Source organism: Halosimplex aquaticum (genome assembly GCF_028747785.1).
GTDB classification, from domain to species: domain Archaea; phylum Halobacteriota; class Halobacteria; order Halobacteriales; family Haloarculaceae; genus Halosimplex; species Halosimplex aquaticum.
This window is the reverse complement of sequence record NZ_CP118158.1, coordinates 4,013,770-4,039,249: the sequence shown is the minus strand read 5'-3', so window position 1 is coordinate 4,039,249 and position 25,480 is coordinate 4,013,770. Positions and strand designations below refer to the sequence as shown.

The following is a 25,480-nucleotide window of genomic DNA, read 5'->3' as shown; positions in this document are numbered from 1 at the left end:
AGTTTCTCAGGCCCAGACCGCTCGCGCCCGTTCGGTCACCCCGCATCCTCGCCCTCCTCGACCCGCTGCATCAGTCGCCGGTACTTCGTCGTGGTCTCGTCGGGACCGAACAGGTGCGGCTTCAGGTGGAATTGCCCCTCGTCGGCCCAGGCGAGGAACGACCGGAGCGCCGGCGAGACGTGCTCGACGAGCGGGACCGTCGGGACCGCCCGGTCCAGTTCCCAGCGCCGGGCGGCTACCTCGGGACGGCACAGCCAGTTCGCGTACTGAAGACCGGCGAGCGGTCGCCGGCTCGCCGTCGGCACGACAGAGAAGTAGCAGTTCAGGACCGAACCCTCCGAGGGGACGACGTACTCCAGCGGGACGTCCCGTTCGAAGCGGGCCTCGTACAGCGCGGGGAGCGACAGCGACCCGACGACGGCGTCCTCGGCGGCGAAGCGGTCCACCGCGGACGGCCCGTCGCGGTCGTCGTGACCGTCGACGAGCAGCGGCCGCTGGCGCCGCAGGACCGACTCCAGCCGCTCGAAGTCCGGATCGCTGGGGTCCTCGCCGGCGTACAGCGCGGCGATCTCCGGGTGTCCGTAGACGACATCGGTGTCGACTAGCACCTCGCCCTCGTCGGCGCCGTCCCAGAGGGCGTCCCAGGAGTCCGGCGGGCGTTCGAAGTAGTCGGCGTTGTACACGAGCGGCGTCAACTGCGCCTCGACGGGGAGGCCGAACACGTCGCCGTCCGCCCGGTGAGCCCGGACCGAACTGAACACGTCGAAGACGCGGTCGAACGACGGCACGTCCTCGGCGGGGAGCGGGTGGAGCAGCCCGTCGTCCATCGCGCGGCCGAGGGAGTCGGTCGTCGTGACGACGTTGTCGAACGACCCCTCGGGTTCCTCGCTCGCGCTCGGTTCCGTGAACAGTCCCTTGACGCGCTCGAACGCCGTGCAGAGTACCCCCGGCGGCTTCTCGCGCCCGCCGAGGGAACGCGACGGGTTCCAGGCGAACGTCGGGTAGTGCTGCACCTCGACGTTCGTCCGCTCGGCGAACGCCTCCGCGGCCCACACCGACCACTGGTCGTAGTAGTCGGCCGTCACCACGGTCGCGGCGCCGCTGTCGGGCGGCCACGAGTCGAGGCGCCGGGGCATCTCCGGGCTGTCCCGGCTGAGCAGGTGGCCGCCGCCGACGGTCGCCGCGCCGGCCGCGACGCCGACGCTCTTCAGGACCCGTCGACGCGAGAGCGGTCGCGGGGACCGACCGCCGTCCACCTCGTCCATGGCTGCGAGGAGTCACCGGTATCACATATAAGGTACAGAAAGTTTCGAACGGCGTCGAAGTCACCGCCGGGTTTTACTCCCGACCCCGCTCAGGTGCGGACACGATGGCGACGCCCCGCGATCGGACCGACGCGAGCGAGCGGGAGCGGCAGCGAGGTCGCCGCTCCGACCCCGCGAGTCGCGCGGCCAGTTCGCCGGACTCCGCGCTCGCGGTCGCGCGGCGCGACCTCGCGGCGCTCCGTCGGTCGACGCTGCTGTGGGCGATCGCCGTAGTGGTCGTCGCCCTGACCGTCGCGCCGGTCCACGACCTGCTCGGCAGCGACATCCTGGTGCAGACGCACTACGACGTGCTGAGCCGGATCCCCGACCTCTACTACGTGACCGTCGGCGCCGCGGCGGCAGGGGTCGGCTACGCGGCGAACGGCGCCCCGCCCGCGTCCGGCCGGCTGGAAGCCTTCCGTCACCGCGTCGAGCGGACATGGGACGCGGCACGCCGGACCCGGACGCGCCGGGCGCTGGCCGCGTTCGGTGCCGCGTTTCTCGCCGCCCTCGCCTACCTCGCGATCATGCAGTTCGGCCCGAACCCCGTCGCGCTGGCTCTCGTCGCGGCCGGTCTTACCGCGTACGTCGCGGCCGGCATCGACCGGAGTCGGGGGCGTGAGTCGGACCACGCGATGGCGTCGGCAAGCGGCCCGGGCAACCGACGGGCCCGCGGTGGGCTCCCGGAACGGGGACGAACCGCGTTCGTCGGGGTCGCGCTGAGTCGGTCGGCGGTCCTTGTCTGTCTGGTCCTGGGGACGTACCTGCTCCAGGGAGCGCTCGTCTTCGCCGAACTCCGGTCGTTCGAACCGGCCGCCTACGCCGCCAACGCCGCGCTGCTATCGGTGTTCACGGTCATGTGGGCGGCGATCGCGGTCGGGTTCGGCGGGCTCGCGGCGACGCCGAAGCGGGCGTTCGCGGCCACGTTCGGCCTGTACCTCCTCGCGAACCTGACCCACTTCTGGCACAACACCGTCTCGAACGTCGTCGGCCCGCTCCTCCTCGGCGACGCCTACGCTCCCCACGAACTCACCCGGCTCGAGAATCCCTACTCCGGGGACCCCTGGTGGGCGCTGTACCTCGGCTGGTTCAACCCGTTCGACGGCTTCCGGGGCGTCGCCAACTGGCTCGCCGTGAAGCTCAGTTCGACGCACATCGTCATCGGCGGCGAAACCCGCGAGGTCACCATCGGCGGCGATCCGATCCACGCGGCCTACGCCGTGGGCGTCATGCTCCTCTGGACGGCGGCGTTCCTCGCGGCCGGCTACTACGCCGCCGGCCGTCAGGACTCGACCTGAACCGCGGCCAGTCGTCGCCGCAGAAACATACGATAGACGATAGTACCTGAACGCGGAACGTAGCTTCGAACGTCGTCGAACCTATCGGATATTTTACCGTCAGTCGGAGACACGGTCCGGACGAAATGGCAGCGATCGAAACCACCGCGCTGACGAAGGAGTACGGCGACGTCCGCGCCGTCGACGGGCTCTCGCTCACCGTCGAGGAGGGCGAGATTTTCGGCTTCCTCGGCCCGAACGGCGCGGGCAAGTCGACGACGATCAACGTCCTGCTGGACTACGTCCGACCGACGAGCGGCGACGTGTCGGTGCTGGGAATCGACCCGCGGGAGCGACCGGAGGAAGTCCGGGCGCGCCTGGGCGTCCTCCCCGAGGGGTACGCGCTGTACGACCGGCTCTCCGCCCGACAGCACGTCCGCTTCGCCGCCCAGATGGAGGGCGTCGACGTCGACCCGGAGACGGTCCTCGACCGCGTGGGCCTCGACGCCGCGGACGCCGACCGCGCCGTCGGCGGCTTCTCGAAGGGGATGACCCAGCGCCTGGCCTTCGCGATGGCGCTCGTCGGCGAGCCAGACCTCCTCATCCTCGACGAGCCCTCCTCCGGACTGGACCCGAACGGCGCCCGCGAGATGCGCGAACTCGTCCGCGCCGAGCGCGACCGCGGCGCGACGGTCTTCTTCTCCAGCCACGTCATGGAGCAGGTCGAGGCGGTCTGCGACCGCGTCGGCATCATGAACGACGGCGACCTCGTGGCCGTCGACACGGTCGAGGGGCTCCGCGACCGCCTCGGCTCCGGATCGACGCTCGTCGTCACCGTCGACGCGGTGCCCGACACGAGCGGCGTCCAAGCGATCGACGGTGTGACGGACGTCACCGTCCGCGGCGACGTGCTCCGCGTCTCGTGTACGGACCCGGGCGTGAAGGCGGACGTCATCGAGCGAGTGAGTGCCGCGGGCGCGACGGTCCGCGACATCGATGTCGAGGAGGCGTCGCTCGAAGACCTCTTCACCGAGTACACGAACGCCGGGGCGGGCCCCGAATCCGACGCGTCGACGGGGGTGAGCGAGGCGTGACCGCGCGGGCGCTGACTATCGCGCGGAAGGACCTGACGGACCTCTCGCGGTCGAAGCTGCTGTGGGGCGCGGCGCTGGTGATGCTCGCGGTGTCGGTCCCCCAGACCCACGACCGGGCAACGGACTCGTGGAACGTGCTGGTCGACTCGACGCAGGATCAGCTGCTGGTCCCGTTCGTCCTGTTCGGCGGGCCGGTCGCCATCGTGGCCGCGTACGCCGCGGTCGCCGGCGAGCGCGAGTCCGGGAGCCTCCGCGTCCTGCTGAGCTTCCCGACGGACCGCGGCGCCGTCCTCCTCGGCAAGGCGCTGAGCCGAACCGTCGTCCTGCTCGCCGTGTCGCTCGGGACCTACCTCGTCCTCGGCGGCGTGTTGATCCAGGCGTACGGGACGCTCGACGGCGTGGAGTGCCTGCTCGACGCGGGCCTGCTGGCGGCGTACACGTTCGCGTGGGCGGGCCTCTCCGTCGGCGTCTCCGCGGCCGTCGCGACCAAGGTCCGGGCGGTGACGCTCCTGTTCGGGCTCTACCTCTTCACCGGCCCGCTGAACCTCTGGCGGGCGACAGTGGTCAGAGCCGTCGGGACGGTCGTCGAGGGACCCGGGTTCGACCCGTCGCGACTCAACGGCCTCACGAACGCCAGCCCCGACGCGCCGGAGTGGTACCTGTACGTCGGGCGGCTGAACCCGGTCCAGGCGACGCTCGCCGCCACTGACTGGACCAGTCACGTCCTGACGGCGTCGCGGTGGTCGGCTCGGCACGAGACGCTGGCTCACAACGCCTTCGGCCTCGTCGCGGTCGTCGCCTGGGGCCTCGTCCCGCTTGCGATCGGCTACTGGCGCTTCAGCGGCGCCGACCTGGGGTGATCACGATGCGTGAGACACACCGAAACCTGGCCTTCGTCGCGCTCGGCCTCGTCCTGCTGGCCGCGGCCGCCGTCGTCCCCGTCGGCACCGTCCACTGGCACGACACGTCGGTCGAACAGCCGGACTACATCGAGGGCAACGAGACCGGGCTCCGGAGCGAAGGGTACCGGGTCGTCGCCTACGAGAACCTCTCCGAGCGCGCACAGGATCTGTACGTCGCCACGCTGGAGAACGGCGGGGAGTACCGCGTCCCCCCGAGCGACGGCGCGGACGACTACGACTACCCCACGAGGGCGGAGGTGATCGAGCGCGCGAACATGTCCGACCCGGGCGCCCGGTACCCGATGCACGTGATCGTCGAGCGGCCCAACGGCACGGTCGACCTGCCCCCCGCTGACGAGGAACGGCCCGACGCGACGTACGACGCGATGATGACGAAGACCTCCGGGCCGCCGCTCCTGGCCGTCGGGCGGATCCACCAGCTCCTGCTCGCGCTGGCCGGGATCGCGACGCTCGGGTACGGCGGCTCGAAGCTCGCAACCCTGTAGCCGACGGTCTGGGCGGTCGGAGGTCCGTGCGGTCGGCGGTCCGGGCGGCCGGCGGTCCGGGCGGCCGGCGGATCGCCTGCCGCCCGCGGCCGGAGTACTCAAGGGCGTCGGCCGACCACGGAGAGGTAGATGAGCGACGACGCCCCGACCGGACAGATCCGGCGCCTCGACGAGGCGACCGTCGAGCGCATCGCGGCGGGCGAGGTGGCAGAGCGCCCCGCGTCGGTCGTGAAGGAACTCGTCGAGAACAGCCTCGACGCCGACGCCTCCCGCGTCGAGGTGGCCGTCGAGCGCGGCGGCAAAGACGGGATCCGCGTCGCCGACGACGGCATCGGGATGACCGAGGACGAGGTCCGACGCGCGGTCGAGGAACACACCACCTCGAAGATCAGCGGCATCGACGACCTGGAGTCCGGCGTCGCCACGCTGGGCTTCCGCGGCGAGGCGCTCCACGCCATCGGCGCCGTCTCCCGCCTGACGATCACGACCCACCCCCGCGCCGACCGGGCCGACGTGGACGCCGCTCGCGGCACGGAACTGCGGATCGAGGGCGGCGAGGTGACCAGCGTCGAGCCCGCGGGCTGCCCGGAGGGGACCGCCATCGAGGTGGAGGATCTCTTCTTCAACGTCCCCGCTCGCCGGAAGTACCTCAAGCAGGACGGCACGGAGTTCGCCCACGTCAACACGGTCGTCACGAGCTACGCGCTGGCGAACCCGGACGTGGCCGTCTCGCTGACCCACGACGGCCGCGAGACGTTCGCGACCACCGGCCAGGGCGACCGCCGGGCGGCCGTCATGTCCGTCTACGGCCGCGAGGTCGCCCAGTCGATGGTCGACGTGGAGGCCGACGGGGAGTCGCTGCCGGACGGCCCGCTCGCAGGCGTCTCCGGGCTGGTCAGCCACCCCGAGACGACGCGGAGCACCCGCGAGTACTGCTCGACGTACGTCAACGGTCGATACGTCACCGCGACGGCCGTGCGCGACGCGGTCATCGAGGCTTACGGCCACCAGCTCGCGCCGGACCGGTACCCCTTCGCCGTCCTCTTCCTCGACGTCCCCGCCGGCGACGTGGACGTGAACGTCCATCCCCGCAAGCTGGAAGTCCGCTTCGCCGACGAGGAGGGCGTCCGGGAGCAGATCCGAACCGCCGTCGAGTCCGCGCTGCTGGAGGAGGGACTCCTCCGCAGCGGCGCCCCGCGGGGGAAGTCCGCGCCCGAACAGACCGAGATACGCCCGGAACAGGGTGGAACGGTCGACGGTGACGCCGACCCGGACGGTGGCGGCCCCGACCGGGAGGGTGGGGACACCGACCGAGACGCTGGCGGCCCCGACCGGGACGCTGGCGGCGAATCGGGCACCGAACCCGGCTCCCGTGGGCCATCGACCGCCGACTCTGGCGGTCCGTCGACCGGGGCCGTGGCCGGCGCCGGATCCGAAGACGCGGGCGCCGGTGACCCGTCCGTCGACGATGCGCCCGGCGCCGACGGGGTCGGTTCCGGCGGGGCCGATTCCATCAGGGCCGACTCCGGTGGGACCGATCCCGACGAGACCGATTCCGCCAGTGCGACGGACTCCACCGTCGCGTCGGTATCGGGACCGACCTTCTCGTCGGACCCCGCGGCACCGTCGCCTCGGTCGTCTCCGCCGGGCGGCCCGTCCACGGAGTCGCCGCCGGACGGCGAAGGCGGAGCCGATAGCGACGGCGACCCGGGCGATCAGGACGGAACCGGCAACGGGGCCGAAGCCGAGGACGCGGACGCGGGCACCGCGGCGGGTGCGGAGACGCCCGAGGGCGCCGACCCTCACGACGCTGGCCGCAAGTTCACGGGCGGGCACGGCCAGGCGCGGCTCGGAGGCGGCGACCCCGACGCCGGACCGACCGACTTCGGTTCGCTGCCGTCGATGCGCGTGCTCGGACAGCTCCACGAGACGTACGTCCTCGCGGAGACCGACGAGGGGCTCGTCCTGATCGACCAGCACGCCGCCGACGAGCGGATCAACTACGAGCGCCTCCGCGAGGAGTTCACCGGCGAGACGACGACGCAGGCGCTCGCGCGGCCGGTCGAGCTGTCGCTGACGGCCCGCGAGGCGGAGCTGTTCGAGACCTACGGCGAGGCGCTGGCGACGCTGGGCTTCCGGGCCGAGCGCGTCGGCGACCGGACGGTCGAAGTGCGGACCGTGCCGTCGCTGGTCGCCGACGCCGCCGATCCCGACCTCTTACGGGACGCGCTGGCGGCGTTCGTCGAGGGCGAGGGCAGCGCCGCCGAGACCGTCGAGGCGGCGGCGGACGAACTGCTCGCGGATCTCGCCTGCTACCCCTCGATCACCGGCAACACCTCGCTGACGGAAGGGTCGGTCCGCGACCTACTCGCGCGGCTGGACGACTGCGAGAACCCGTGGGCCTGCCCGCACGGCCGCCCCGTCGTCGTCGAGTTCGACGCCGACGAGATCGAGGCCCGCTTCGAGCGGGACTACCCCGGCCACGGCGGCCGGCGGGACTAACGTCCTCGTCGCGGTGTCGCCGGGAGTGACGCCCGCGCCGCGGCATCGGTGATTCCGCTGGTTTACCGCGATCGGCCCGGTGGCGGACGAAAATCCAGTGACAGGTCCGTCCCCCTATGAATTATACCGCGCGCTGTCCATGGACGGGGTATGACGGAGCTGGTCACGTTCGGAGAAACGTCGCTACGGGTGTCACCGGTCGGGGACGAGCGCCTCGAGACGGCCGGTGAGATGCGGATACGGGTGTCGGGAACGGAGAGCAACGTCGCCGTCGCGGCGACGGCGATGGGCGCGGACGCGACGTGGCTCTCGAAGCTCCCGGACTCCCCGCTGGGTCGGCGGGTCGAGCGGGCGCTCCACGAGCACGGCGTCGACACCGAGATCGCGTGGGCCGACGAGGGCCGACAGGGCCTCCAGTTCGCCGAGCAGGCGCCCGAGCCGCGCGAGGGACGCCTGCTGCAGGACCGCTATCACGCCGCCGCGGCCTCGGTCACGCCCGGCGAGTTGCCCATGGACCGCGTCCAGCGGGCCGACGCGACGTTCGTCGCGGGGAGCACGCTCTCGCTGTCGGGCGACATCGTCGAGACGGCCGAGGCGGTCCTGCGCGCCGCGGGGAGCGGCCTCGTCGCGATGGATCTGGACTTCCAGCCGGGCCTCTGGTCGGTCGAGGAGGCCCGCGAGACGCTCGACGGCGTGTTCGACGCCGTGGACATCCTGATCGCCAACGAGGAACAGGCGCGGCGCGTCTTCGACCGGACGGGGTCGCCGCGCGAGATCGCGCACGCTATCGCGTCGACGCGGGAGTTCGAGACGGTCGTCATCACGCGGAGCGAGCGCGGCGCGCTGGCCTGCCGCGGCAGCGTCATCCACGAGCAGGACGGCGTCGAGGTGGACGCCGTCGACCCGGCCGGACAGCACGAGGCGTTCGCCGGCGCCTTCCTCGAACGCGTCCTCTCGGGGGCGAGCGCCGACGATGCGTTGGCCTACGGGGTCGCCGGTGCGACGCTGGCGCGGACCATCCCCGGCGCGATGACGACGGTCACCCGCGAGGAGATCGATTCCCTGGTCGAGGACCTCCAGAGCGGCCGCTGACCGCTCGCCGGTCGCCGGAGGGCGACCCGATCCCGGGACCCGTTCTGGCACCTGTCAGGCGAAGTGGAAAGCAAGGGGCTAACAGTCGACAAAGATATGGGGACGCCCAATAAGGTACCAGTCATGGCACGGGCACACGCGCGAATGGCTCCGGTTCTGTTCTCGCTGTTCGTCGTCAGCGCGTCGTTCGTCGGGGGCGTCGGCGCGTCGACGACGCAGACCGAGACCGTCACGCTGACAGTCACCGTCGTCGACCAGGGCGGCAACCCGCTCAGCGACGCGCGGCTCTCGGCGACCTGGGACGGGGGCGGGCCGGTCAACCGAACGACCGCGGGCAACGGGAAGGCGTTCATCGACGTCGCCGAGGGCGCCGACGTCACCATCCGTATCGACCACCCACACTACGTCCGCAACCACCCGTACGTCGTCGAGAACGCGAGCGAGGGCGACGTGCGGATCCGAGTCGCACAGAAGGGGAAGGCGACCGTCTCGGTCGCGGACGCGAACGGTGCCGTCGACAACGCCATCGTCCGCATGTTCCACGACGGCAAGCCGGTGGTCAACGCCCGGACGTCCGGCGACGGGACGTTCACCACCGACAACATCGAGCAGGGGAACTACACCCTCATCACGTTCAAGGAGGGGTACCTGCGCAACCGGACGACGCTGACCGTCGACGGGCAGGTCTCCCAGTCGATGACCGTCGAACAGGACTCGGTGCTGGTGTCGTTCAGCGTCACTGACGACCACTTCGACCCGCCGCGGCCCGTGACTGGCGCCAACGTCACGGTCCCGGACATCGCCGACGTGACCACGCAGGGAACCGGCGGCGTCACCGTCAGCGTCCCCGTCAACGACGCCTACGACGTGACGATCACCAAGCCCGGCTACGAGAGCGTAACCAGGCGCCTGTCGGTCCGCGAGTCCGAGACCTCGCTCAACGCGTCCATCCAGCGCCAGTCCGCTATCGACGTCCGGGCCGACAGCGACCGAGTGGTCGTCGGCGAGCCGGTCCGGGTGACCGTCGTCGACGAGTACGGCAACCCCGTCTCCGGCGCGTCCGTCAGCGTCGGCGGCTCGTCTGCCGGCGAGACCGACGAGAACGGCGTCCTCCGCGTCCCCGTCGAGAGCGCCGGGAACGTCACCATCTCGGCCGAGTCCGACGGCCGCGAGGACGCCGTGACGGTCGAAGGCGTCCAGGCGGGCGGCGGTGCCACCCCGACCGCGACCGCCACCGCGACGGGCACGCAGACCGACGCCGCCACCGAAACCGACAGCGGCGTCGGTCCCGGCTTCGGCGTGGCCGGCGCGCTGGTCGCGCTGCTCCTCGGCGCCGTCGCGGCCCGCCGCCGAGCGTGATCGGCCGCCCGCCGGAGGCCCCCGAGGCCTATATACCGGATCGGTCGGGAACGTCCCGCAGGGGAGCGCATACCGGCAACCGTCGCCGCCTCGCGGACGTTTAGGTCCGGGGGGACGGACCCGCAGACATGGCAACGGAGACGCCGAGCGTCCGGTCGACGGTGCGGCAGTTCTTCTCGCTGGAGCGGGACGTGCTCGTGCTCTCGCTGGCGATGTTCGCGTTCAGCCTCGGCTTCCAGATGACCGGACGGTACCTCTCGGAGTACCTCGTCGTCCTCGGCGCCACCCCGTTCGTCGTCGGCCTCTACGGGTCGTTCGGCAACGTCATCAGCGCGGTCTACCCCTACGCCGGTGGCGTCTTCTCCGACCGCGTCGGCTCGCGGTACGCCCTCACCCTGTTCGGCCTGCTGTCGACGCTCGGGTTCGTCGTCTGGCTGGTCGCCCCGCTCGTCGGCCCGATCGACCTCGGCGCGGTCGTCCTCGAACCGTGGCTGTGGATCTTCGTCGGACTGGTCCTCGCGCAGGCCTGGAAGTCGTTCGGCCTCGGCGCGACGTTCGCCATCGTCAAGCAGAGCGTTCCCGACGACCGGCTCGCCCGCGGGTTCGCCAGCACCGAGACGTTCCGCCGCACGGCGTTCCTGATCGGTCCCTTGCTGGCGGCGGGCCTCCTCTTCTCCCTCGGCGACCGCGGTGGGGAAGACATCCTCCCCGGCTTCCTGTACGTCCTCGCGGTCGCCGTCGGCTTCGGCGCCGTCGCCACCGTCGTCCAGCACGTCCGCTACGAGACCGACGCCGACTCCTTCGGCACGGAGTTCGAGGGGGTCGCGCAGATCCGCCGGGATCTGGCGGACCTGCCCGAGACGCTCCGGCCACTGCTCGTCGCCGACACGCTCGTCCGCTTCGCGAACGGGATGGTCTACGGCTTCTTCATCCTCGTCATCACCCGGATCTACGAACTTGACGTGACGCTGTTCGGCTACTACCTCAACCCCGCCGTGTTCTTCGGCGTCCTGCTCGGCGTCGAGATGGTGGTCGCGCTCGTCTCCATGGCGCCCGCCGCCATCGCCGCCGAGCGAGTGGGGCTGAAGCCCGTCGTCGCGCTCGGGTTCGCCGTGTACGCGGTGTTCCCCGCGCTCCTTATCTTCGCGCCGGCCGACCCCGCCGTCATCACCGCCCTGTTCGCCTTCTCGGGGCTACGCTTCGCCGGGCTCCCCTCGCACAAGGCGCTCATCGTCGGCCCGGCCGAGCGTGACGCGGGCGGCCGCGTCACCGGCGCGTACTACCTCCTGCGCAACACTATCGTCATCCCCAGCGCCGCGCTCGGCGGGTATCTCTACGATAGCGACTGGGCGCTCGACCTGCCGGTCGACGCCCTCGGGACGCTGACCGCCGGCCCGGAACTGGCGTTCAGCGTCGCCAGCGTCGTCGGCGTCGTCGGCGTCGGCTACTTCCTCGTCTTCGGTGAGGAGTTCGAGGCCTACGCCTGACCGACGCTTCCGGCCGCCTCGCGAACACCGGCAACAGGCCTATCTCTCCGCCAGCGCTACGGTATGGCATGGCAATCGACGACGATACCCCCGGCGCGGACCTGTCGGACTGCGAAGTCGAGGCGCTCCACGAGGTCGAACTCGGACTGGAGTGGCTCAGGCGCGCCCACGGCAAACTCGTGGAGTTCCACCACAACACCGGCCACGCCATGGAGCACCTCGACGAGGCGGAGACGCTGCTCCGCGAGAGCGGGCACGAGGACCTGGCAGACGAGATCCGCAAGCGTCACCTCCCGCGGGGCGTCGTCGACGATCACCGCTGGTCTTACGACGTGCTGGAGTCCTTCGAAGACGACTTCATGGCCGACGTGACGGCCTTCGCGGAGCACACACGCACGGACCTCGCCGACGGACGCCGCCACGTCGCCGAGCGGCGACAGGAGCGCGAGTGGAAGCGACAGGCTCGGGGAGAGAAGTGACTCGGGGCGTCAACACGACCGGTCCAGAGGCTGTCCGAGTGCGCCGGTGTCGGCGTGGATGTCCCGGTACCGACCCGAATACGCTTTCGCTACCGGGGTGAGGGTGCCCGAACCCGAAAACAGCCGTTTCTAGTGGCCCTGGATCGCGTCGATGACCATCGCCGCGGCGACGACGGGCTCTTTCGGAACGGTGCTCGTGTCGTCGATGGTGACCTCGTAGCGGTCTTTCAGCGAGAACTGTCCCTCGATGCTACCGACGTGGTTGCCGTCGAGGTCGGTGATCTCGTACTTGTGGGGGATCAGCCCGCCGAACGGCAGGTAGTGGCGAGCCACCGTCACGAGCGCGCCGCGGGAGTTGATCTCGGCGATCTTCGACTCGTCGCGGGCGTCCCGGATCTTCCAGGTGTCCTGGAACAGCGAGTAGTCGTTGTCGAGGATGACCAGGTCCTCGCCGGTCTGGGCGTCCGAGAGGACGTAGTTCCCGGCCACGTCGATGATGCCCCCGGCTTTGACCGTGAACACCTCGGTCCCGTCCCCGTCGGTGAACGGGAACTCCTCTTTCATCTTCAGCATCTTCTTCTTCCCGCGCAGGACCACGTTACCCGCCGCGTCCATCGCCTTGTACTTGCTCCGGACGAGCGACTGCTCGACGGTGTAGCTGTCGTCTCCCAGTTCGATCCCTGCGATGTCGTAGCTCCCAGCCATACGCCCCAAGTGTTCCGCCCCTGGTATTTAAATTTCGGCATCATGGTGGCGAACATTGCCGCGGAAACGGGCGAACCGACAGGGTTTCACACCCCCGGTCCTTGACGTGGGATAGATGAGTAAAGACGTCATCGAGGTCCGAGGGGCAGAGGAACACAACCTCAAGGACGTCGACGTAACGATCCCGCGCGAGGAGTTGACGGTCGTGACCGGCCTGTCGGGGTCGGGGAAGTCCTCGCTCGCGTTCGACACCGTCTACGCCGAGGGCCAGCGGCGCTACATCGAGTCGCTGTCGGCCTACGCGCGCAACTTCCTCGGGCAGATGGACAAGCCGAAGGTCGAGAACGTCGAGGGGCTCTCGCCGGCGATCTCCATCGACCAGAAGAACGCCGCGAACAACCCCCGCTCGACGGTCGGGACCGTCACCGAACTCCACGACTATCTGCGACTTCTCTACGCCCGCGTCGGCACCCCCCACTGCCCCGAGTGCGGCCGCGAAGTCGGCGAGCAGTCCGCCCAGCACATGGTCGACCGCATCCTCGAACTCCCCGAGGGCACCCGCGCGAAGATCCTCGCGCCGGTCGTCCGCGACCAGAAAGGCGCCTTCGAGGACCTCTTCGACGAACTCGTCGCCGAGGGGTACGCCCGCGTCGAGGTCGACGGCGAGCAGCACGACCTCTCGCTGGACCGCCCCGAACTCGACGAGAACTACGACCACACCATCGACGTGGTCGTCGACCGCATCACCGTCAGCCCCGACGCCCGTTCTCGAATTACGGACTCCGTCGAGACCGCCCTGGAGGAGGGCGAGGGCGTCCTCAAGGTCGTCGTCCCCGACCCTCCCGAGGACGTGGAACTCGGCGGCGCGACCACCCGTTCGGTGGGCGACCTCGGTGACGAGGACGACGGCGGCGACGACCGACTCGTCGTCGAGTTCTCCGAGGACCTGGCCTGCACCCACTGCGACATCGACATCAGCGAGATCGAGACGCGCTCGTTCTCGTTCAACAGCCCCTACGGCGCCTGCCCGGTCTGCGAGGGGCTCGGCGAGACCAAGGAGGTCAGCGAGGACCTGGTGATCCAGGACCCCACGAAGCCGCTGAAGCACGTCTTCGAGCCCTGGAGCTACGACCGCACCTACTACTCGCGCCAGCTCGACAACGTCGCCGAGCACTTCGGCGTCTCGCTGGACACGCCCTTCGAGGAGGTCGACGAATCGATCCAGCGGCAGTTCCTCTACGGGACAGACAGCCGCGTCCACTTCGAGTGGCGGACGAAAAACGGCACCCGCGAGAAGACCGAGCGCTTCGAGGGGGTCATCCCCAACCTCGAACGACGCCACGTCGAGACCGACTCCGACCGCGCACGCGAGCACATCGAGGAGTACATGGCGACGACGACCTGCCCCGAGTGCGAGGGGACCCGACTGAAGGCAGAGTCCCGCGCGGTGCTGGTCGACGGCGCCTCGATCACCGAGGTCAACCGGCTCTCGATCGGCGACGCTCTAGAACACTTCGAGGGCGTCGAGCAGAACCTGGACGAACGGGACACCATGATCGCCGAGGAGATCCTCAAGGAGATCCGCGCGCGCCTCGGGTTCATGGTCGAGGTCGGGCTGGAGTACCTGACTCTCGACCGCGAGGCCGCCACGCTCTCCGGCGGGGAGAGCCAGCGCATCCGGCTGGCCACCCAGATCGGGAGCGGCCTCGTCGGCGTGCTGTACGTCCTCGACGAGCCCTCGATCGGGCTCCACCAGCGCGACAACGACCGCCTGCTGAACACGCTCGCCGAACTCCGCGACCTCGGTAACACCCTGCTCGTCGTCGAGCACGACACCGAGACGATGCGCCGCGCGGACAACATCATCGACATGGGCCCCGGCCCGGGCAAGCGCGGCGGCGAGATCGTTACTAATGGCGACTTCGACGAGGTCGTCGACTGCGAGGACAGTATCACCGGCGACTACCTCTCCGGCGAGCGCGCCATCCCGGTGCCCGAGGAGCGCCGCGACCCCGACGGCACCATCACCATCGAGGGCGCCCGCCAGCACAACCTGAACGAACTCGACGTCGACCTGCCCGTCGGCTGTTTCACGGCCATCACCGGCGTCTCCGGGTCGGGCAAGTCGACGCTGATGCACGACGTGCTCTACAAGGCGCTCGCCCGCGAGATGCACGGCAACTCCGACGTGAACCCCGGCGAGCACGACGGCCTCTCCGGGCTCGACAACATCGAGACCGTCCGGCTGATCGACCAGTCGCCCATCGGTCGGACGCCCCGGTCCAATCCCGCCACGTACACCAACGTCTTCGACCACATCCGCGAGCTGTTCGCCGAGACGAACCTCGCCAAACAGCGCGGCTACGAGAAGGGACGGTTCTCGTTCAACGTCAAGGGCGGCCGCTGCGAGGAGTGCGGCGGGCAGGGGACGGTCACCATCGAGATGAACTTCCTCTCGGACGTGCAGGTCCCCTGCGAGGAGTGCGGCGGCGCGCGCTACAACCGCGAGACGCTCGACGTCACCTACAAGGACGCCACCATCGCGGACGTGCTCGACATGAGCATCGACGAGGCCTACGACTTCTTCGAGGGCCACAGTCAGATCCGCCGCCGGCTGAAGCTCCTGAAGGACGTCGGCCTCGACTACATGCAGCTCGGCCAGCCGTCGACGACCCTCTCGGGCGGGGAGGCCCAGCGCGTCAAGCTCGCCGAGGAGCTCGGCAAGAAGGACTCCGGCGAGACGCTCTACTTGCTCGACGAGCCGACCACCGGCCTGCACCCCCACGACGAGCGCAAGCTCATCGACGTGCTCCACCGGCTCACCGACGACGGCAACACCGTCGTCGTCATCGAGCACGAACTCGACCTCGTGAAGAACGCCGACCACATCGTCGATCTCGGTCCCGAGGGCGGGGAAGCCGGCGGGCAGCTCGTCGCCGAAGGGACCCCCGAGGAGGTCGCCCGCACCGAGGGCTCCTACACCGGGAAGTACCTCCGCGACCTGCTCCCGGACGTGGACATGGACGGGCCGCGCGGCGACCGCGTCGTCACCGCCGACGCCGACGGCGAGGCAGAGACGGCGCCGCGCGCTGACGACGACTGAGACTCGCAAACCGTTTCGGCGGCGCCCGATTTCTCACCCGGCTTCGGCCTCGTCGATCAACCGCTCGGCCCGTCGAACGAGACTTGCACTCAGCCGTGCGCCCACTTCGTCCATCGCGTATAGCGTTTCCTTCGCCTCGCGAGCGTCGATAGCATCGCGGTCGACGGCGCGAACCAGCACACCGATCGATCCGGAAACGGGTATCGAGAGCGCTTTGCAGGTCTGCCGGAGCGGTTTGTCGTCGGTCACTGCGACGACCGATCCATCGGCGGTCAGGGCGTGAGCGAGCAGTCCGACGTCACCGGTGTCGTCCGAACTGCTCCCGAGATGCGTCCGCGCCGACTCCAGTTCGGTCTCGGCTCGCTCGACGTCGACGAAACCCTCCTTGCGGGCGGTCGATAGCGCCGCCTGCGAGCGGTCGTCCACGAGTTCGGCGACCACCCGTTCCGGGATGACGAGACGGCCAGCCAGTCCGGACAGCAATTCTACCGCGTCCACCGCGGCGAGCGTGATGAACACGCTCACGTCCACAAGAATCAGCCGTTCGTCGTCGCTATCGCTCATCGCAACGCGTCGACGTCGTCGGCCAGATCTGCCTCGTCGTAGTTCGACAGCACGCCGCGCTCGTTGGCCTCGGCCATCATCTCGGAGATCGGTACTCCCGCCAGATCCGCCGCGCCGCGCATCCCGACCTCGCCGTCCCGATAGCGCTGGAGCGCGAGTCGTATCAACTCCTCCTGTGCGCCGCGACGGACGGCCTTCCGGACGGCCTCGCTGCGGCTCTCCCCGCTGGCGTCGGCCAGCCGCTCCACGAGGTCGAGTTCCTCGTCACTCATGCGCGTCGTGACGTTCTCCATGTGCATTGCATCGCGTTGTATCGTAATAATCACGTCGCACACGCGACACTGGTCTCGCGATCACTGATAAGATATCGGGCGAAATCCTCTCCCACGGCTACAGACTATTCCAGTCGATAAGATGCCGAATTTCAAACGCGATGCGTGCAACACACCGGGCGACTCGACCTGTCGGCTTTTCCAACCCGCGCACCGAACCGTGGTCTCCCGCGATACGAAAGAGACGACACTGCTCGTCGTCCTTGGACTCGTCGGGCGTCAGGCCGACGGGTCGAGGAAGGCGAACTGCTGGTTGTCCGCGCCGGTCACGTTCCAGTGGCGGATGTCCGCGCCCGGTTCGGGGTCGCGCTCCCAGACGTCGGCCGCGAGGTCGGCGTGGGTCGGTTCGAGCGTGTAGCCCCTGCCGCTCTTGGGCACCACCGCGAACTTCTGGTAGTCGGCGCCCTCCCACTGGCCGAGTTCGAGGTTCGTGCCGGTGTCGGTACCGCCGTCGGCCGCCTCTAAGACGAGGTCGTCGGCGTCGGCCGCGGAGATGCGGTAGATACCGTCTTCGAGTTCGGCCACCTCCCACGTCTGGCCGCTGGCCTCGCCGACGGTGTCGTTGTAGACGTTCGCCCCGTCGGCGAGTTCGCCGTCGACGCTCATTACGATGTCGTCGCCGTTGATCAGGGAGGTCAGACGGTAGGTGCCGTCCGTGAGTTCGACCGTGATCGCCTCTGAGTACGACGTCGTGCACCCGCTTTCGGCGGTGGCGGTCAGCGTGACGGTGTACTCGCCGGGACCGTCGTAGCTATGCGTAGCTGACTGCCCCGTCGCGGTCGCGCCGTCGCCGAACTCCCACGTCAGGGAGTCGATCGAGTACTCGCCGGAGACGTCCTCCGCCTCGAAGTCGATCGACTCGTCCGGGTCGACCTCGGTCGCGCTCGGCACGACCCGGGCTATCGGCTCCGGTTCCTCGACCGCGATCGTCTCGAAGTCGGTCGTCGTCTCCCCGTGCTTGCCCGTCGCGGTCAGCTTGACGGAGTACGTGCCCAGTTCGTCGTAGGTGTGACTGACCGACCGGCCCGTCGCGGTCGTGCCGTCGCCCAACTCCCACGAGAGAGCGGTGATCTTCTGGCCGTTGTCGGTCCGGTCGACCGCTTCGAACTGGACCTGGACGCAGGGAGTCGCATCGGTCACGCTGGCGGATATCTCGGCGAGTCGATCGGCACCCGCGGGTTCGAACGAGGTCTTGATGTCGGGTCTCGGTGGGTCGTCCATCCCGTGGCCGAGGAAGAAACTGGGCCACGGCGGCTGGTTGTAGCCGGCGTTCTGTCGCGCGATCCCGGTCCGGTACTGCGGGTCGTGCAACAGCGTGTACAGCCGGCGGTCGGTCTCGTGCGGCGTCGCGTAGAGGCGCAGGTGGCTGCTGTCCTCGGCCCGCCAGATGACCTCCTCGCGCCAGTCGCCGAGGACGTCCCCCGACAGGCACGGGTTGCCCTTCGTCCAGTTGTTCGAGCGAGTGCCCTCGAAGGATTTCAGGAGGTCGAGTTCCTGGGCCTCGGGGTTCCACTTCTGGATGTTGCCGATGCCGACCCCGTCGCCCTTCCAGTCGTGGTCGAGCAGTTCGCGGTGGAGGTCGCCCGTCCACCAGATCCCGGAGTTTACCGAACTGATGGCGGTCTCACTGATGGGCTCACCGTCGGCGGTGAACGTCCCGGCGACGTCGCTACCGGTGTCCAGGGGCTGGCCCCCCCACGCTTCCGCTCCCTCGTAGTTCGGATCGACGTCGGCGACCATCGCTCTGCCGACGTCCGCACCGTTCCTGACGGCCCAGATGTACTCGCCCGTCTCGGCGTCGCGCATCGACAGGCTCGGTGCCCCCTCGGCCGGATACTCGGCGGGAACGAAGATCTCCAGGCCCTCCCGGTCGGGGATGAAGTCACCGCAGTGCTGGGCGTCGGGATTCGACATCGTCGTCGTGTGCAGGCCGGTGCCGTCGTGGTCGATGACGGCGCCGCCGAAGACGATCTCGTCCTTGCCGTCGCCGTCGACGTCCGCGGTGGCCAGGCTGTGCGCGCCCACGCCCTCGTACTCCGGGTGTCCGTCGTCGCTGTCGAAGATCCAGCGCAACTCGAGTTCGTCCTGCCGGAAGTCCCACGCGGCGAGCATCGTCTTCTCGTAGTAGCCCCGCGTGAACACGATGCTCGGTCGCTCGCCGTCGAGGTAGGCGGTCCCCGCGAGGAACCGGTCGACGCGGTTCCCGTAGCAGTCGCCCCACTGGCAGGGGTCTCCGCGCGCGGGCTGGAAGTCCTGCGTCGCGAGCTCCTCGCCCGTCTCGCCGTCGAAGACGGTGAGATACTCCGGCCCTTCGAGGATATATCCGGATTCGTTCGTCCAGTCGGCGTCCGGATCGCCGATGACGTTGCCGGCCGCGTCTTCGGTGCCGTCGGCCGTCCGCACCACGAGCTCCGACTTGCCGTCGCCGTCGAAGTCGTACACCTGGAACGGCGTGTAGTGGGCGCCGGCCCGGACGTTCTGGCCGAGGTTGATCCGCCAGAGGTGTTCCCCGTCCATCGTGTACCCGTCGATCAGGACGTCGCTCGTGTGACCGGACTGGGAGGGGTCCTTCGCGTTCGACGGGGACCACTTCTGGACGATGTCGAGCGTGCCGTCGCCCGTGAGGTCGCCCAGACTCGCGTCGTTCGCGTGGTACGTGACCGTCTCGCCGTCCTCGCCCTCGACCGGGTCGGGCTTGTTCAGCGGAATCTCCTTGTACTGGTCGTCCCACACCTCGACCGACTCGGACATCCCGGGCTTTCGACCCTCGGCTTTGTTCTCGCCTTTGTCGCCGGCCCGCCCGTTGCCGACCGCTCGAACGGCGTAGGTCGAGTCGGTCGTCCCGTCGGGGTCGAGGTAGTTCGTGCTGCCGGTGATCGGTTTGTTGTTCAGCCGTTCGCCGTCGCGGAACACGTGGAAGCCGAGATCGGCGGGTTCTGTCCCGAACAGCCGCCAACGAAGCAACACCCCGTCTTCCGTCGGGACGGCGACGAGCCCCCGATCGAGCGACTCCATCTGACGCGTGCCCTGCCTGTCGGACCCGTTCCGGTGCCCCCTCCCAGCGGTTGCCGCGCTGATACCGCCGGTCCCGAGCAGCGTCGTCCCGGCAGCGATTCCCCCGAGGAACTCGCGACGGTTCTGTCGATACCGCCCGTCGCTTTCATCGTCATCGATGTTTGTCTTTTTCGCCATGATGTTCCCATTCGAATTCATTTTGTATGAACGTTTGGGTATTGACAACTACACTCACGATAATCAGGTGATCTATCGGTCAGTCGTAACCTATCGGACACGACGACTGAAACGGTGACCAGGCAGTCCGTCACGAGCTACGACCCGTCGACGCGAAAGTCGGGGTCGCCATCGGATCGCGGTCGAGGACGGGATCCGAAAGGATTTATCGACCACCGGCATGCGATAGCCAATGGTCTCACGGCATACGGGAGAAACCGCACTACTGGTCGCGATCGGTATCATCGGTTTCGTCGCCGCACAGTCGCTCGAAACACCCGAGGTATTCGCCGGCCTCTTCCTTGTCGCGTTCGCCGTCGTCGCACCGACGATCCGCGGCGAACAGCGCCGCCGACGCGACGCCTGATCGGCACGGCTTCAGCGGGTTACGCGGTGGGGGGCATTCCCGGCAACTCGTCCCGGTCGTGGGGCGCCTCGAAGTCGACGTCGGGACCGACGGGCACGAACCCGGTCGGGTTGATCTCCTCGTGGCTGCGGTAGTAATGCTCCTTGATGTGGTCCAGATTCACCGTTCCTGCGATGCCACCCGTCTGGTAGATGTCCCGCGCGTACTCCCAGAGGTTGTCGTAGTCGACGAGTCGGCGGACGGTACACTTGAAGTGGGTGTGATACACGGCGTCGAACCGGACGAGCGTCGGGAACAGCCGCAGGTCCGCCAGCGACAGGCGGTCGCCGAGCAGATAGCGCCGGTCCGAGAGGTGACGCTCCCAGCGGTCGAGCGCGTCGAACACCGTCTCGACGGCGTCCTCGTATTCGGACTGCGACTCCGCGAATCCGGCGTGGTAGACCCCGCGGTTGAGCGGACGATAGAGTTCGCCGATGTAGTGGTCTATCTCGTCGCGGTGGCCCTCGGGATAGAGGTCGACGCCACGATAGTCGGCGAAGGCGTCGGCGAGCGTCCGCATGATCTCGTCCGATTCCTCGTTGACGATAGTCCCCGCCCGCTCGTTCCAGAGGACGGGGACGGAGACGCGGCCAGTGTAGTCGGGGTCGGCCGCGGTGTAGACCTCTCGTAGGTAGTCGCTGCCGTGCAGGTGATCGGGCGTACAGCCTTCCTTCTCTGGGGTGAACTCCCAGCCGTCGTCGCGGCGGTGCGGGTCGACGACGCTGATCCCGATCGCGTCGTCGAGCCCGAGCAGTTTGCGGGTCAACAGCGTCCCGTGGGCCCACGGACAGGCCCAGGAGACGTAGAGGTGGTACCGTTCGGGGTCCGCCGGATGGCGGTCGGCCCCTATCGCCGACCTGAACTCGGTCTCCTCGTAGTCGAAGTCCACGCGGTCGTCGTTCGTCACGTCGCTCAACCATTCGCCGCCGATGAGTCGTCCCATTGTCGTAGTGAGGTGTCGGATCGTCCAGCGAGCGATTCAGAGCAGGGCGAGGCCGAGCGCGTAGGGCCACGAGACCGTCGAGAGCGCCAGGAAGACCAGCGCCCCACCGGCCAGTCCGACGTTCTTCAGGAAGTGGATCTGCTCGTTCTGTCGGTCCTCGCCGTCCTGGCCCCAGAAGTCGTGCATCACCGGCGTGACGCCGACGAGGAACCCGACCACGAGGAGCGCGCCCACTGCCGGGAACGCGCCCACCAGGATCGACGCGGCGCCGCCGAGCAGCGCCACGCTCGACAGGGGCACCAGTATCCGCGGCGCCGGTGCGCCCTTGTGTTCGGCGTAGCCGACGCTGGTCCCCAGGTCCAGCAGGTTACCCAGTGCCATGAACCCCAGCACGGCCGCGAACAGCGCGCGACCGGCCAAAAGCGCCGCGCCGGCGACAGCCGTCTCGAACACCATCAGTTCGACACCCCGCAAACAGCGTCCGCTGTGTTCCCGTCTTGTTCCCCGTCGATGCGTCCGAATGCGTGCGGTGCGTTCATCGCATCCAGTACTTCCGGAGTCACTCTCATAAGTGTCAGGTTAATTATGGTATATCGGGTGACGGGTGATCGACCGGGTATACCGCGGTGTACCGGGACGTGTCTCAGCGGGAGGTTTTTCACGCAGATGGTCGAAGCCACGGGCGATGCAGACGAACGACCCGGACGACCCGTTCGCGGACGTGGACCCGCAGGCGTGCCCGACGGCAGAGTCCCTGGACGTGATCGGGACGCGGTGGCGCCTCAACGTCCTCCACGACCTGCACGACGAGGAGGAGCTGCGGTTCAACGAACTCAAGGAGGCGACGGGCGCGAGTTCGCGGACGCTCTCGCAGTCGCTCGACGCGCTGACCGAGGCGGGCCTCGTCGACAAGCGCATGGAGGAGGCCGCGCCCGTCGCGACCTTCTACTCGCTGACCGAGAAGGGCGAGGACCTGGGCCCGGTCTTCGACGAACTCGACGCGTGGGCCCGCGAGCACGTCGATCCGACCGACTACGCCGAGGAGTGATCGGCCCCTCGATTTTTCACCGCGCCGACCCCACCCTGCGACATGGTCTCCCGCGATACGAGAGAGACGGCGCTGCTCGTCGCCCTGGCGGTCGTCGGATTCGTCGTCGCCTCCGCACTCGACGCGCCCGACGCCGTCGCCTGGGGAATCCTCGTCGCCGTCGGCGGCGTCGCACCGCTCGTCCGCGACGAGTGGCGGCGTCGACAGGACGTATAGCCCGCCGTCCGACACCCGATCCGCTCCTGAAATCGATTTCAGCGATCAGTTAAACGGTTCCCGCCCCTCCGGTCGAGTATGAGCGACGCCACCGCGTACGCCGTGCTGGACGACCGCGTGCTGGTCGTCCGCGGTAGCGCCGACGGCGACTGGACAGCGAGCGAACGCCTCGTCGGCCGCGACTTCGAATCGGTCGCGGCGAGCGCCGACCGTCCGGAACGAGCGTTCGCCGGAACGGTCGAGTCGGGCATCCAGCGGACGACCGACGGCGGCGACACCTGGGACCGCGTCGCCCCCGACGTCGACGACCGCGTCACCGCACTCGCGGTCAGTCCGCACGACCCCGACGTGGTGTGGGCCGGCACCGAACCCTCGGCGGTCTACCGCTCCACTGATGGGGGCGATTCGTGGGAGTCGCTGCCGCCGCTGACGGATCTGCCCTCGGAATCGGCGTGGTCGTTCCCGCCGCGTCCGCACACCCACCACGTCCGCTGGCTGGAAGTCGACCCGCACGACCCCGAGCGGCTCTACGTCGCCATCGAAGCGGGCGCGCTCGTCCGGACCGGGGACGGAGGCGAGACGTGGCAGGACCGCCCCGAGGGCGCCCGTCGCGACAATCACACGCTGGCGACTCACCCCGACGTCGAAGGGCGGGTCTACACCGCCGCCGGCGACGGCTACGCGCAGTCCGAGGACGGCGGCGACACCTGGGCGTACCCGCAGGACGGACTGGGTCACCGCTACGTCTGGGGGATGGCCGTCCCGCGCTCGGACCCAGACACCGTCGTCGTCTCCGCCGCCAGCGGCGCCCGGAGTGCCCACACCGTCTCGACCGCCGAGGCCTACGTCTACCGGACGACGAACGCGGGGGACGAGGAGACCGAGTGGCACCTGTCGATGGACGGCCTGCCCGAGGCCGAGGGGACCGTCCGGTCGGTACTGGCCGCCGCCGACGGCCCGACCCTGTTCGCACTCAACAACCGCGGCCTCTACCGCTCGGCCGACGCAGGGGACTCGTGGAACAGGGTCGCCCTCGACTGGGGGGAAGAGTACGAGTCCCAGACGCCGCGCGGGCTGGTAGTCGTCTGAGCGGTCCGGTGCCCGGTCGTCCGTTCACAGCGCCGCCGCGACGCCGTAGACGGCCATCGTCGCGACGACCGCCGCGGCAGCCGACACCGCGAGCACCTGGAACGCCCGGACGCGATCCTGTTTGACCGCATCCGGATCGTCGACGCTCCCCGCGTCGCCGTCGGACCCCGAGAGGTCGTACCGCGCCAGCGCGCCGAAGGCCGCGCAAAAGCCCATCCGGTCCTGGACGACGCCGACGAACCCGCCGAACAGCAGCGGGGCGGACCCGAGGAGCAGTCCGTCGGGTCGACCGGTCGCGATCACGAAGCCGACGTAGGCCGCCCCCGCCAGGAAGGAGAGCGCTCCCATCGTCCGCCGCTTGCGCCGCTCGTCGGCTCCGATGTTACACACGCCCGGTCGGTACTCGCTCATGGCCGTGTCTCTGCGGCAGCCCGATATAAGGTCACTAGCAAACAGCGTCGGCACTGGAGACTCGGGCGCAGACTGCCGAAAAAGGGGGACGGAGCGTTCAGCTCTCGTCGCGGACGATCTCGTACTGGAAGTCGACTGTGTTGTGCGGCATGATGCGGACGGTCCACTCGCCCGCCCCGGGGTCGTCGAGCCGGTACTCGAACTCGCTGCCGCCCGAGCGGGCGGTGTAGGCGCCCTGCCGCTCGGCGGCGCGGTCGTCCTCGGCGCCGAGGCTGACCGCGCCGCTGTCGGTCACTGAGACGCGCTCGGCGTCGACCTCCGTGCCGTTCGGCGAGACGAACGTCACGTCGAACGAGACCGGTTCGTCGGAGGCGCGCTCGCCGTAGTCGCCCGCGGTCAGCGAGAGGGTGACGTTGTCCGCGCGTTCGCTGACGGCGAAGCTCTGCTCGAAGGGCTGGTCGGGCTGTTCCCAGACCTGCATGCTCAGGTCGACCCGCTGCCAGTAGTCGCTCCGCTCGGGCCGGTTCGGGTCCGTCAGCCCGAGGCTGAGTTCGGTGTAGTAGCGGCCGACCGCGGCGTCGCTCGGCGGCGTCACGGTGACCGAAACGTTCGCCGTCTCGCCGGGGCCGACCTCGTTGGGCGCGTCGATCTCGAACCACGAGCGCTTGACGGTGTTCTCGCTCGGTTGCCTGTGGTCGGGCGTCTCGACCGTGGGGTTCAGCGGGACCGCCTGGTCGCCGTCGTTGCGGACGGTCACCTCGTAGGTGTAACTGTCACCAGTCTGGACCTGCGCCGAGGCGTAGCGGCCGTCGACGATCTGCACCGACGGCTCCTCGCGGACGGAGACGCTGATCTGCGCCGCGTGGACCGGTCGGTCGGGCTGGCCGGGATAGCTCACGGTCTGGTTGGTGAACGCCACTTCGGCGCGGTACTCGCCGAACTCGGCGTCGGACGGCACCGCGACGGTGACGGTGAACTCCCGCTCCTCGCCGGCCGAAAGCGTCGTGTCGCCGTTTTCGATGCTGATCCAGGACTTCTGGATGGGCCGACCCTGGACCTGCGGGAGGACCACGTGCGGGTCGAGTTCCACGGTGTGGTCCTCGCTGTTGCCGACGGTGACGTTCAGCGTCACCGACTCGCCCGGCTTGACGCGCTCGCTGAGGTAGCCGTCGGTGATGTACAGCCGCGTGTAGTTGCTGTCCTGTGTCGCCGCCGGCGCCTCCTCGGCCGCCGCGCTGGCGTCCGTGGCGGTCTCTTCGCCCTGGTCGGGCGCACTGTTCGAACCCGGTGCGTACGCGCTGGCGACGGGAACGAGGAGAACCGCCACCACCGCGATCGTCAGTATGTCTCTGTAATCCATCTGTGACCAGTCCCGGACGTGTCGGGATCTACACGCCAATACCGAGGACCACCTATAGGCGGTTTCGTAA

General features: G+C 69.1%; 23 protein-coding genes. 14 read left to right on the top strand and 9 right to left on the bottom strand.

What is annotated here, in order from left to right:
- Positions 1-35: 35 nt before the first annotated feature.
- Positions 36-1,265, bottom strand: coding sequence for an ABC transporter substrate-binding protein (locus PSC72_RS19885; RefSeq protein WP_274323165.1), 1,230 nt, complete (start codon positions 1,263-1,265; stop codon positions 36-38).
- A gap of 104 nt (positions 1,266-1,369) precedes the next feature.
- Between PSC72_RS19885 and PSC72_RS19880 the strand changes: the two genes are divergently transcribed.
- The 9 genes from PSC72_RS19880 to PSC72_RS19840 all read left to right on the top strand — a co-directional run bounded on the left by PSC72_RS19880 (position 1,370) and on the right by PSC72_RS19840 (position 12,002).
- On the top strand, positions 1,370-2,602 hold the full coding sequence (locus PSC72_RS19880; protein ID WP_274323164.1) for an ABC transporter permease subunit: 1,233 nt from the start codon (positions 1,370-1,372) through the stop codon (positions 2,600-2,602).
- Between the two features lie 125 nt (positions 2,603-2,727).
- Positions 2,728-3,675 carry an ABC transporter ATP-binding protein gene (locus tag PSC72_RS19875; protein WP_274323163.1) on the top strand — a complete coding sequence of 316 codons (948 nt, stop codon included), beginning with the start codon at positions 2,728-2,730 and terminating at the stop codon, positions 3,673-3,675.
- Positions 3,672-4,535 carry an ABC transporter permease subunit gene (locus PSC72_RS19870; protein WP_274323162.1) on the top strand — a complete coding sequence of 288 codons (864 nt, stop codon included), beginning with the start codon at positions 3,672-3,674 and terminating at the stop codon, positions 4,533-4,535. The genes PSC72_RS19875 and PSC72_RS19870 overlap by 4 nt, the downstream gene beginning before the upstream one ends.
- Before the next feature lie 5 nt (positions 4,536-4,540).
- Entirely contained in the window at positions 4,541-5,083 is a 543-nt protein-coding gene (locus PSC72_RS19865; protein ID WP_274323161.1) for a hypothetical protein, read from the top strand.
- A gap of 129 nt (positions 5,084-5,212) precedes the next feature.
- A complete protein-coding gene (mutL, locus tag PSC72_RS19860) occupies positions 5,213-7,585 on the top strand; it encodes a DNA mismatch repair endonuclease MutL (RefSeq protein ID WP_274323160.1) in 2,373 nt (790 codons plus the stop codon).
- A 150-nt stretch (positions 7,586-7,735) separates the two neighbouring features.
- Complete coding sequence (locus PSC72_RS19855) at positions 7,736-8,677, top strand: sugar kinase (protein ID WP_274323159.1); 942 nt, start codon at positions 7,736-7,738, stop codon at positions 8,675-8,677.
- A gap of 123 nt (positions 8,678-8,800) precedes the next feature.
- Positions 8,801-10,036 carry a PGF-CTERM sorting domain-containing protein gene (locus tag PSC72_RS19850; protein WP_274323158.1) on the top strand — a complete coding sequence of 412 codons (1,236 nt, stop codon included), beginning with the start codon at positions 8,801-8,803 and terminating at the stop codon, positions 10,034-10,036.
- A 128-nt stretch (positions 10,037-10,164) separates the two neighbouring features.
- The gene (locus PSC72_RS19845) at positions 10,165-11,523 is read left to right on the top strand and encodes an MFS transporter (RefSeq protein WP_274323157.1); all 1,359 of its coding nucleotides are present in this window, start codon (positions 10,165-10,167) and stop codon (positions 11,521-11,523) included.
- 68 nt (positions 11,524-11,591) lie between these two features.
- A complete protein-coding gene (locus PSC72_RS19840) occupies positions 11,592-12,002 on the top strand; it encodes a hypothetical protein (RefSeq protein WP_274323156.1) in 411 nt (136 codons plus the stop codon).
- Between the two features lie 129 nt (positions 12,003-12,131).
- On the opposite strand, the gene PSC72_RS19835 is transcribed toward PSC72_RS19840, so the two are convergent.
- Positions 12,132-12,707 carry an LURP-one-related/scramblase family protein gene (locus PSC72_RS19835; RefSeq protein ID WP_274323155.1) on the bottom strand — a complete coding sequence of 192 codons (576 nt, stop codon included), beginning with the start codon at positions 12,705-12,707 and terminating at the stop codon, positions 12,132-12,134.
- 115 nt (positions 12,708-12,822) lie between these two features.
- On the opposite strand from PSC72_RS19835, the gene uvrA reads away from it, so the two are divergent.
- Positions 12,823-15,810: an excinuclease ABC subunit UvrA gene (gene uvrA, locus PSC72_RS19830; protein ID WP_274323154.1), complete on the top strand. Its 2,988-nt coding sequence runs from the start codon at positions 12,823-12,825 to the stop codon at positions 15,808-15,810.
- A gap of 33 nt (positions 15,811-15,843) precedes the next feature.
- Here uvrA and PSC72_RS19825 read toward each other — a convergent pair whose 3' ends face one another.
- From PSC72_RS19825 to PSC72_RS19815, 3 genes are all read right to left on the bottom strand, one after another.
- Positions 15,844-16,374, bottom strand: a complete 531-nt coding sequence (locus PSC72_RS19825; RefSeq protein ID WP_274323153.1) for a DUF3368 domain-containing protein — start codon at positions 16,372-16,374, stop codon at positions 15,844-15,846.
- Positions 16,371-16,667 (bottom strand): UPF0175 family protein, encoded by a 297-nt coding sequence (locus tag PSC72_RS19820; protein WP_274323152.1) that lies wholly within the window; start codon positions 16,665-16,667, stop codon positions 16,371-16,373. The genes PSC72_RS19825 and PSC72_RS19820 overlap by 4 nt, the downstream gene beginning before the upstream one ends.
- Positions 16,668-16,925: 258 nt before the next feature.
- A complete protein-coding gene (locus PSC72_RS19815; protein WP_382261874.1) occupies positions 16,926-19,721 on the bottom strand; it encodes a rhamnogalacturonan lyase family protein in 2,796 nt (931 codons plus the stop codon).
- A 409-nt stretch (positions 19,722-20,130) separates the two neighbouring features.
- Between PSC72_RS19815 and PSC72_RS19810 the strand changes: the two genes are divergently transcribed.
- On the top strand, positions 20,131-20,304 hold the full coding sequence (locus PSC72_RS19810) for a hypothetical protein (RefSeq protein ID WP_274323150.1): 174 nt from the start codon (positions 20,131-20,133) through the stop codon (positions 20,302-20,304).
- A gap of 19 nt (positions 20,305-20,323) precedes the next feature.
- On the opposite strand, the gene PSC72_RS19805 is transcribed toward PSC72_RS19810, so the two are convergent.
- Both PSC72_RS19805 and PSC72_RS19800 read right to left on the bottom strand, forming a co-directional pair.
- Complete coding sequence (locus PSC72_RS19805; RefSeq protein WP_274323149.1) at positions 20,324-21,286, bottom strand: glutathione S-transferase family protein; 963 nt, start codon at positions 21,284-21,286, stop codon at positions 20,324-20,326.
- Between the two features lie 36 nt (positions 21,287-21,322).
- Complete coding sequence (locus tag PSC72_RS19800; protein ID WP_274323148.1) at positions 21,323-21,742, bottom strand: DoxX family protein; 420 nt, start codon at positions 21,740-21,742, stop codon at positions 21,323-21,325.
- Positions 21,743-21,971: 229 nt separating this feature from the next.
- Here PSC72_RS19800 and PSC72_RS19795 point away from each other — a divergent pair, with 229 nt between their 5' ends.
- The 3 genes from PSC72_RS19795 (at position 21,972) to PSC72_RS19785 (ending at position 23,639) form a co-directional block, all read left to right on the top strand.
- Positions 21,972-22,334 carry a winged helix-turn-helix transcriptional regulator gene (locus PSC72_RS19795; protein WP_274323147.1) on the top strand — a complete coding sequence of 121 codons (363 nt, stop codon included), beginning with the start codon at positions 21,972-21,974 and terminating at the stop codon, positions 22,332-22,334.
- 42 nt (positions 22,335-22,376) lie between these two features.
- Positions 22,377-22,550, top strand: coding sequence for a hypothetical protein (locus tag PSC72_RS19790; protein ID WP_274323146.1), 174 nt, complete (start codon positions 22,377-22,379; stop codon positions 22,548-22,550).
- A gap of 78 nt (positions 22,551-22,628) precedes the next feature.
- Positions 22,629-23,639 carry a WD40/YVTN/BNR-like repeat-containing protein gene (locus PSC72_RS19785; RefSeq protein ID WP_274323145.1) on the top strand — a complete coding sequence of 337 codons (1,011 nt, stop codon included), beginning with the start codon at positions 22,629-22,631 and terminating at the stop codon, positions 23,637-23,639.
- A 24-nt stretch (positions 23,640-23,663) separates the two neighbouring features.
- On the opposite strand, the gene PSC72_RS19780 is transcribed toward PSC72_RS19785, so the two are convergent.
- Entirely contained in the window at positions 23,664-24,050 is a 387-nt protein-coding gene (locus PSC72_RS19780) for a hypothetical protein (protein ID WP_274323144.1), read from the bottom strand.
- 97 nt (positions 24,051-24,147) lie between these two features.
- Positions 24,148-25,410, bottom strand: a complete 1,263-nt coding sequence (locus PSC72_RS19775; RefSeq protein WP_274323143.1) for a COG1470 family protein — start codon at positions 25,408-25,410, stop codon at positions 24,148-24,150.
- Positions 25,411-25,480 lie beyond the last annotated feature (70 nt).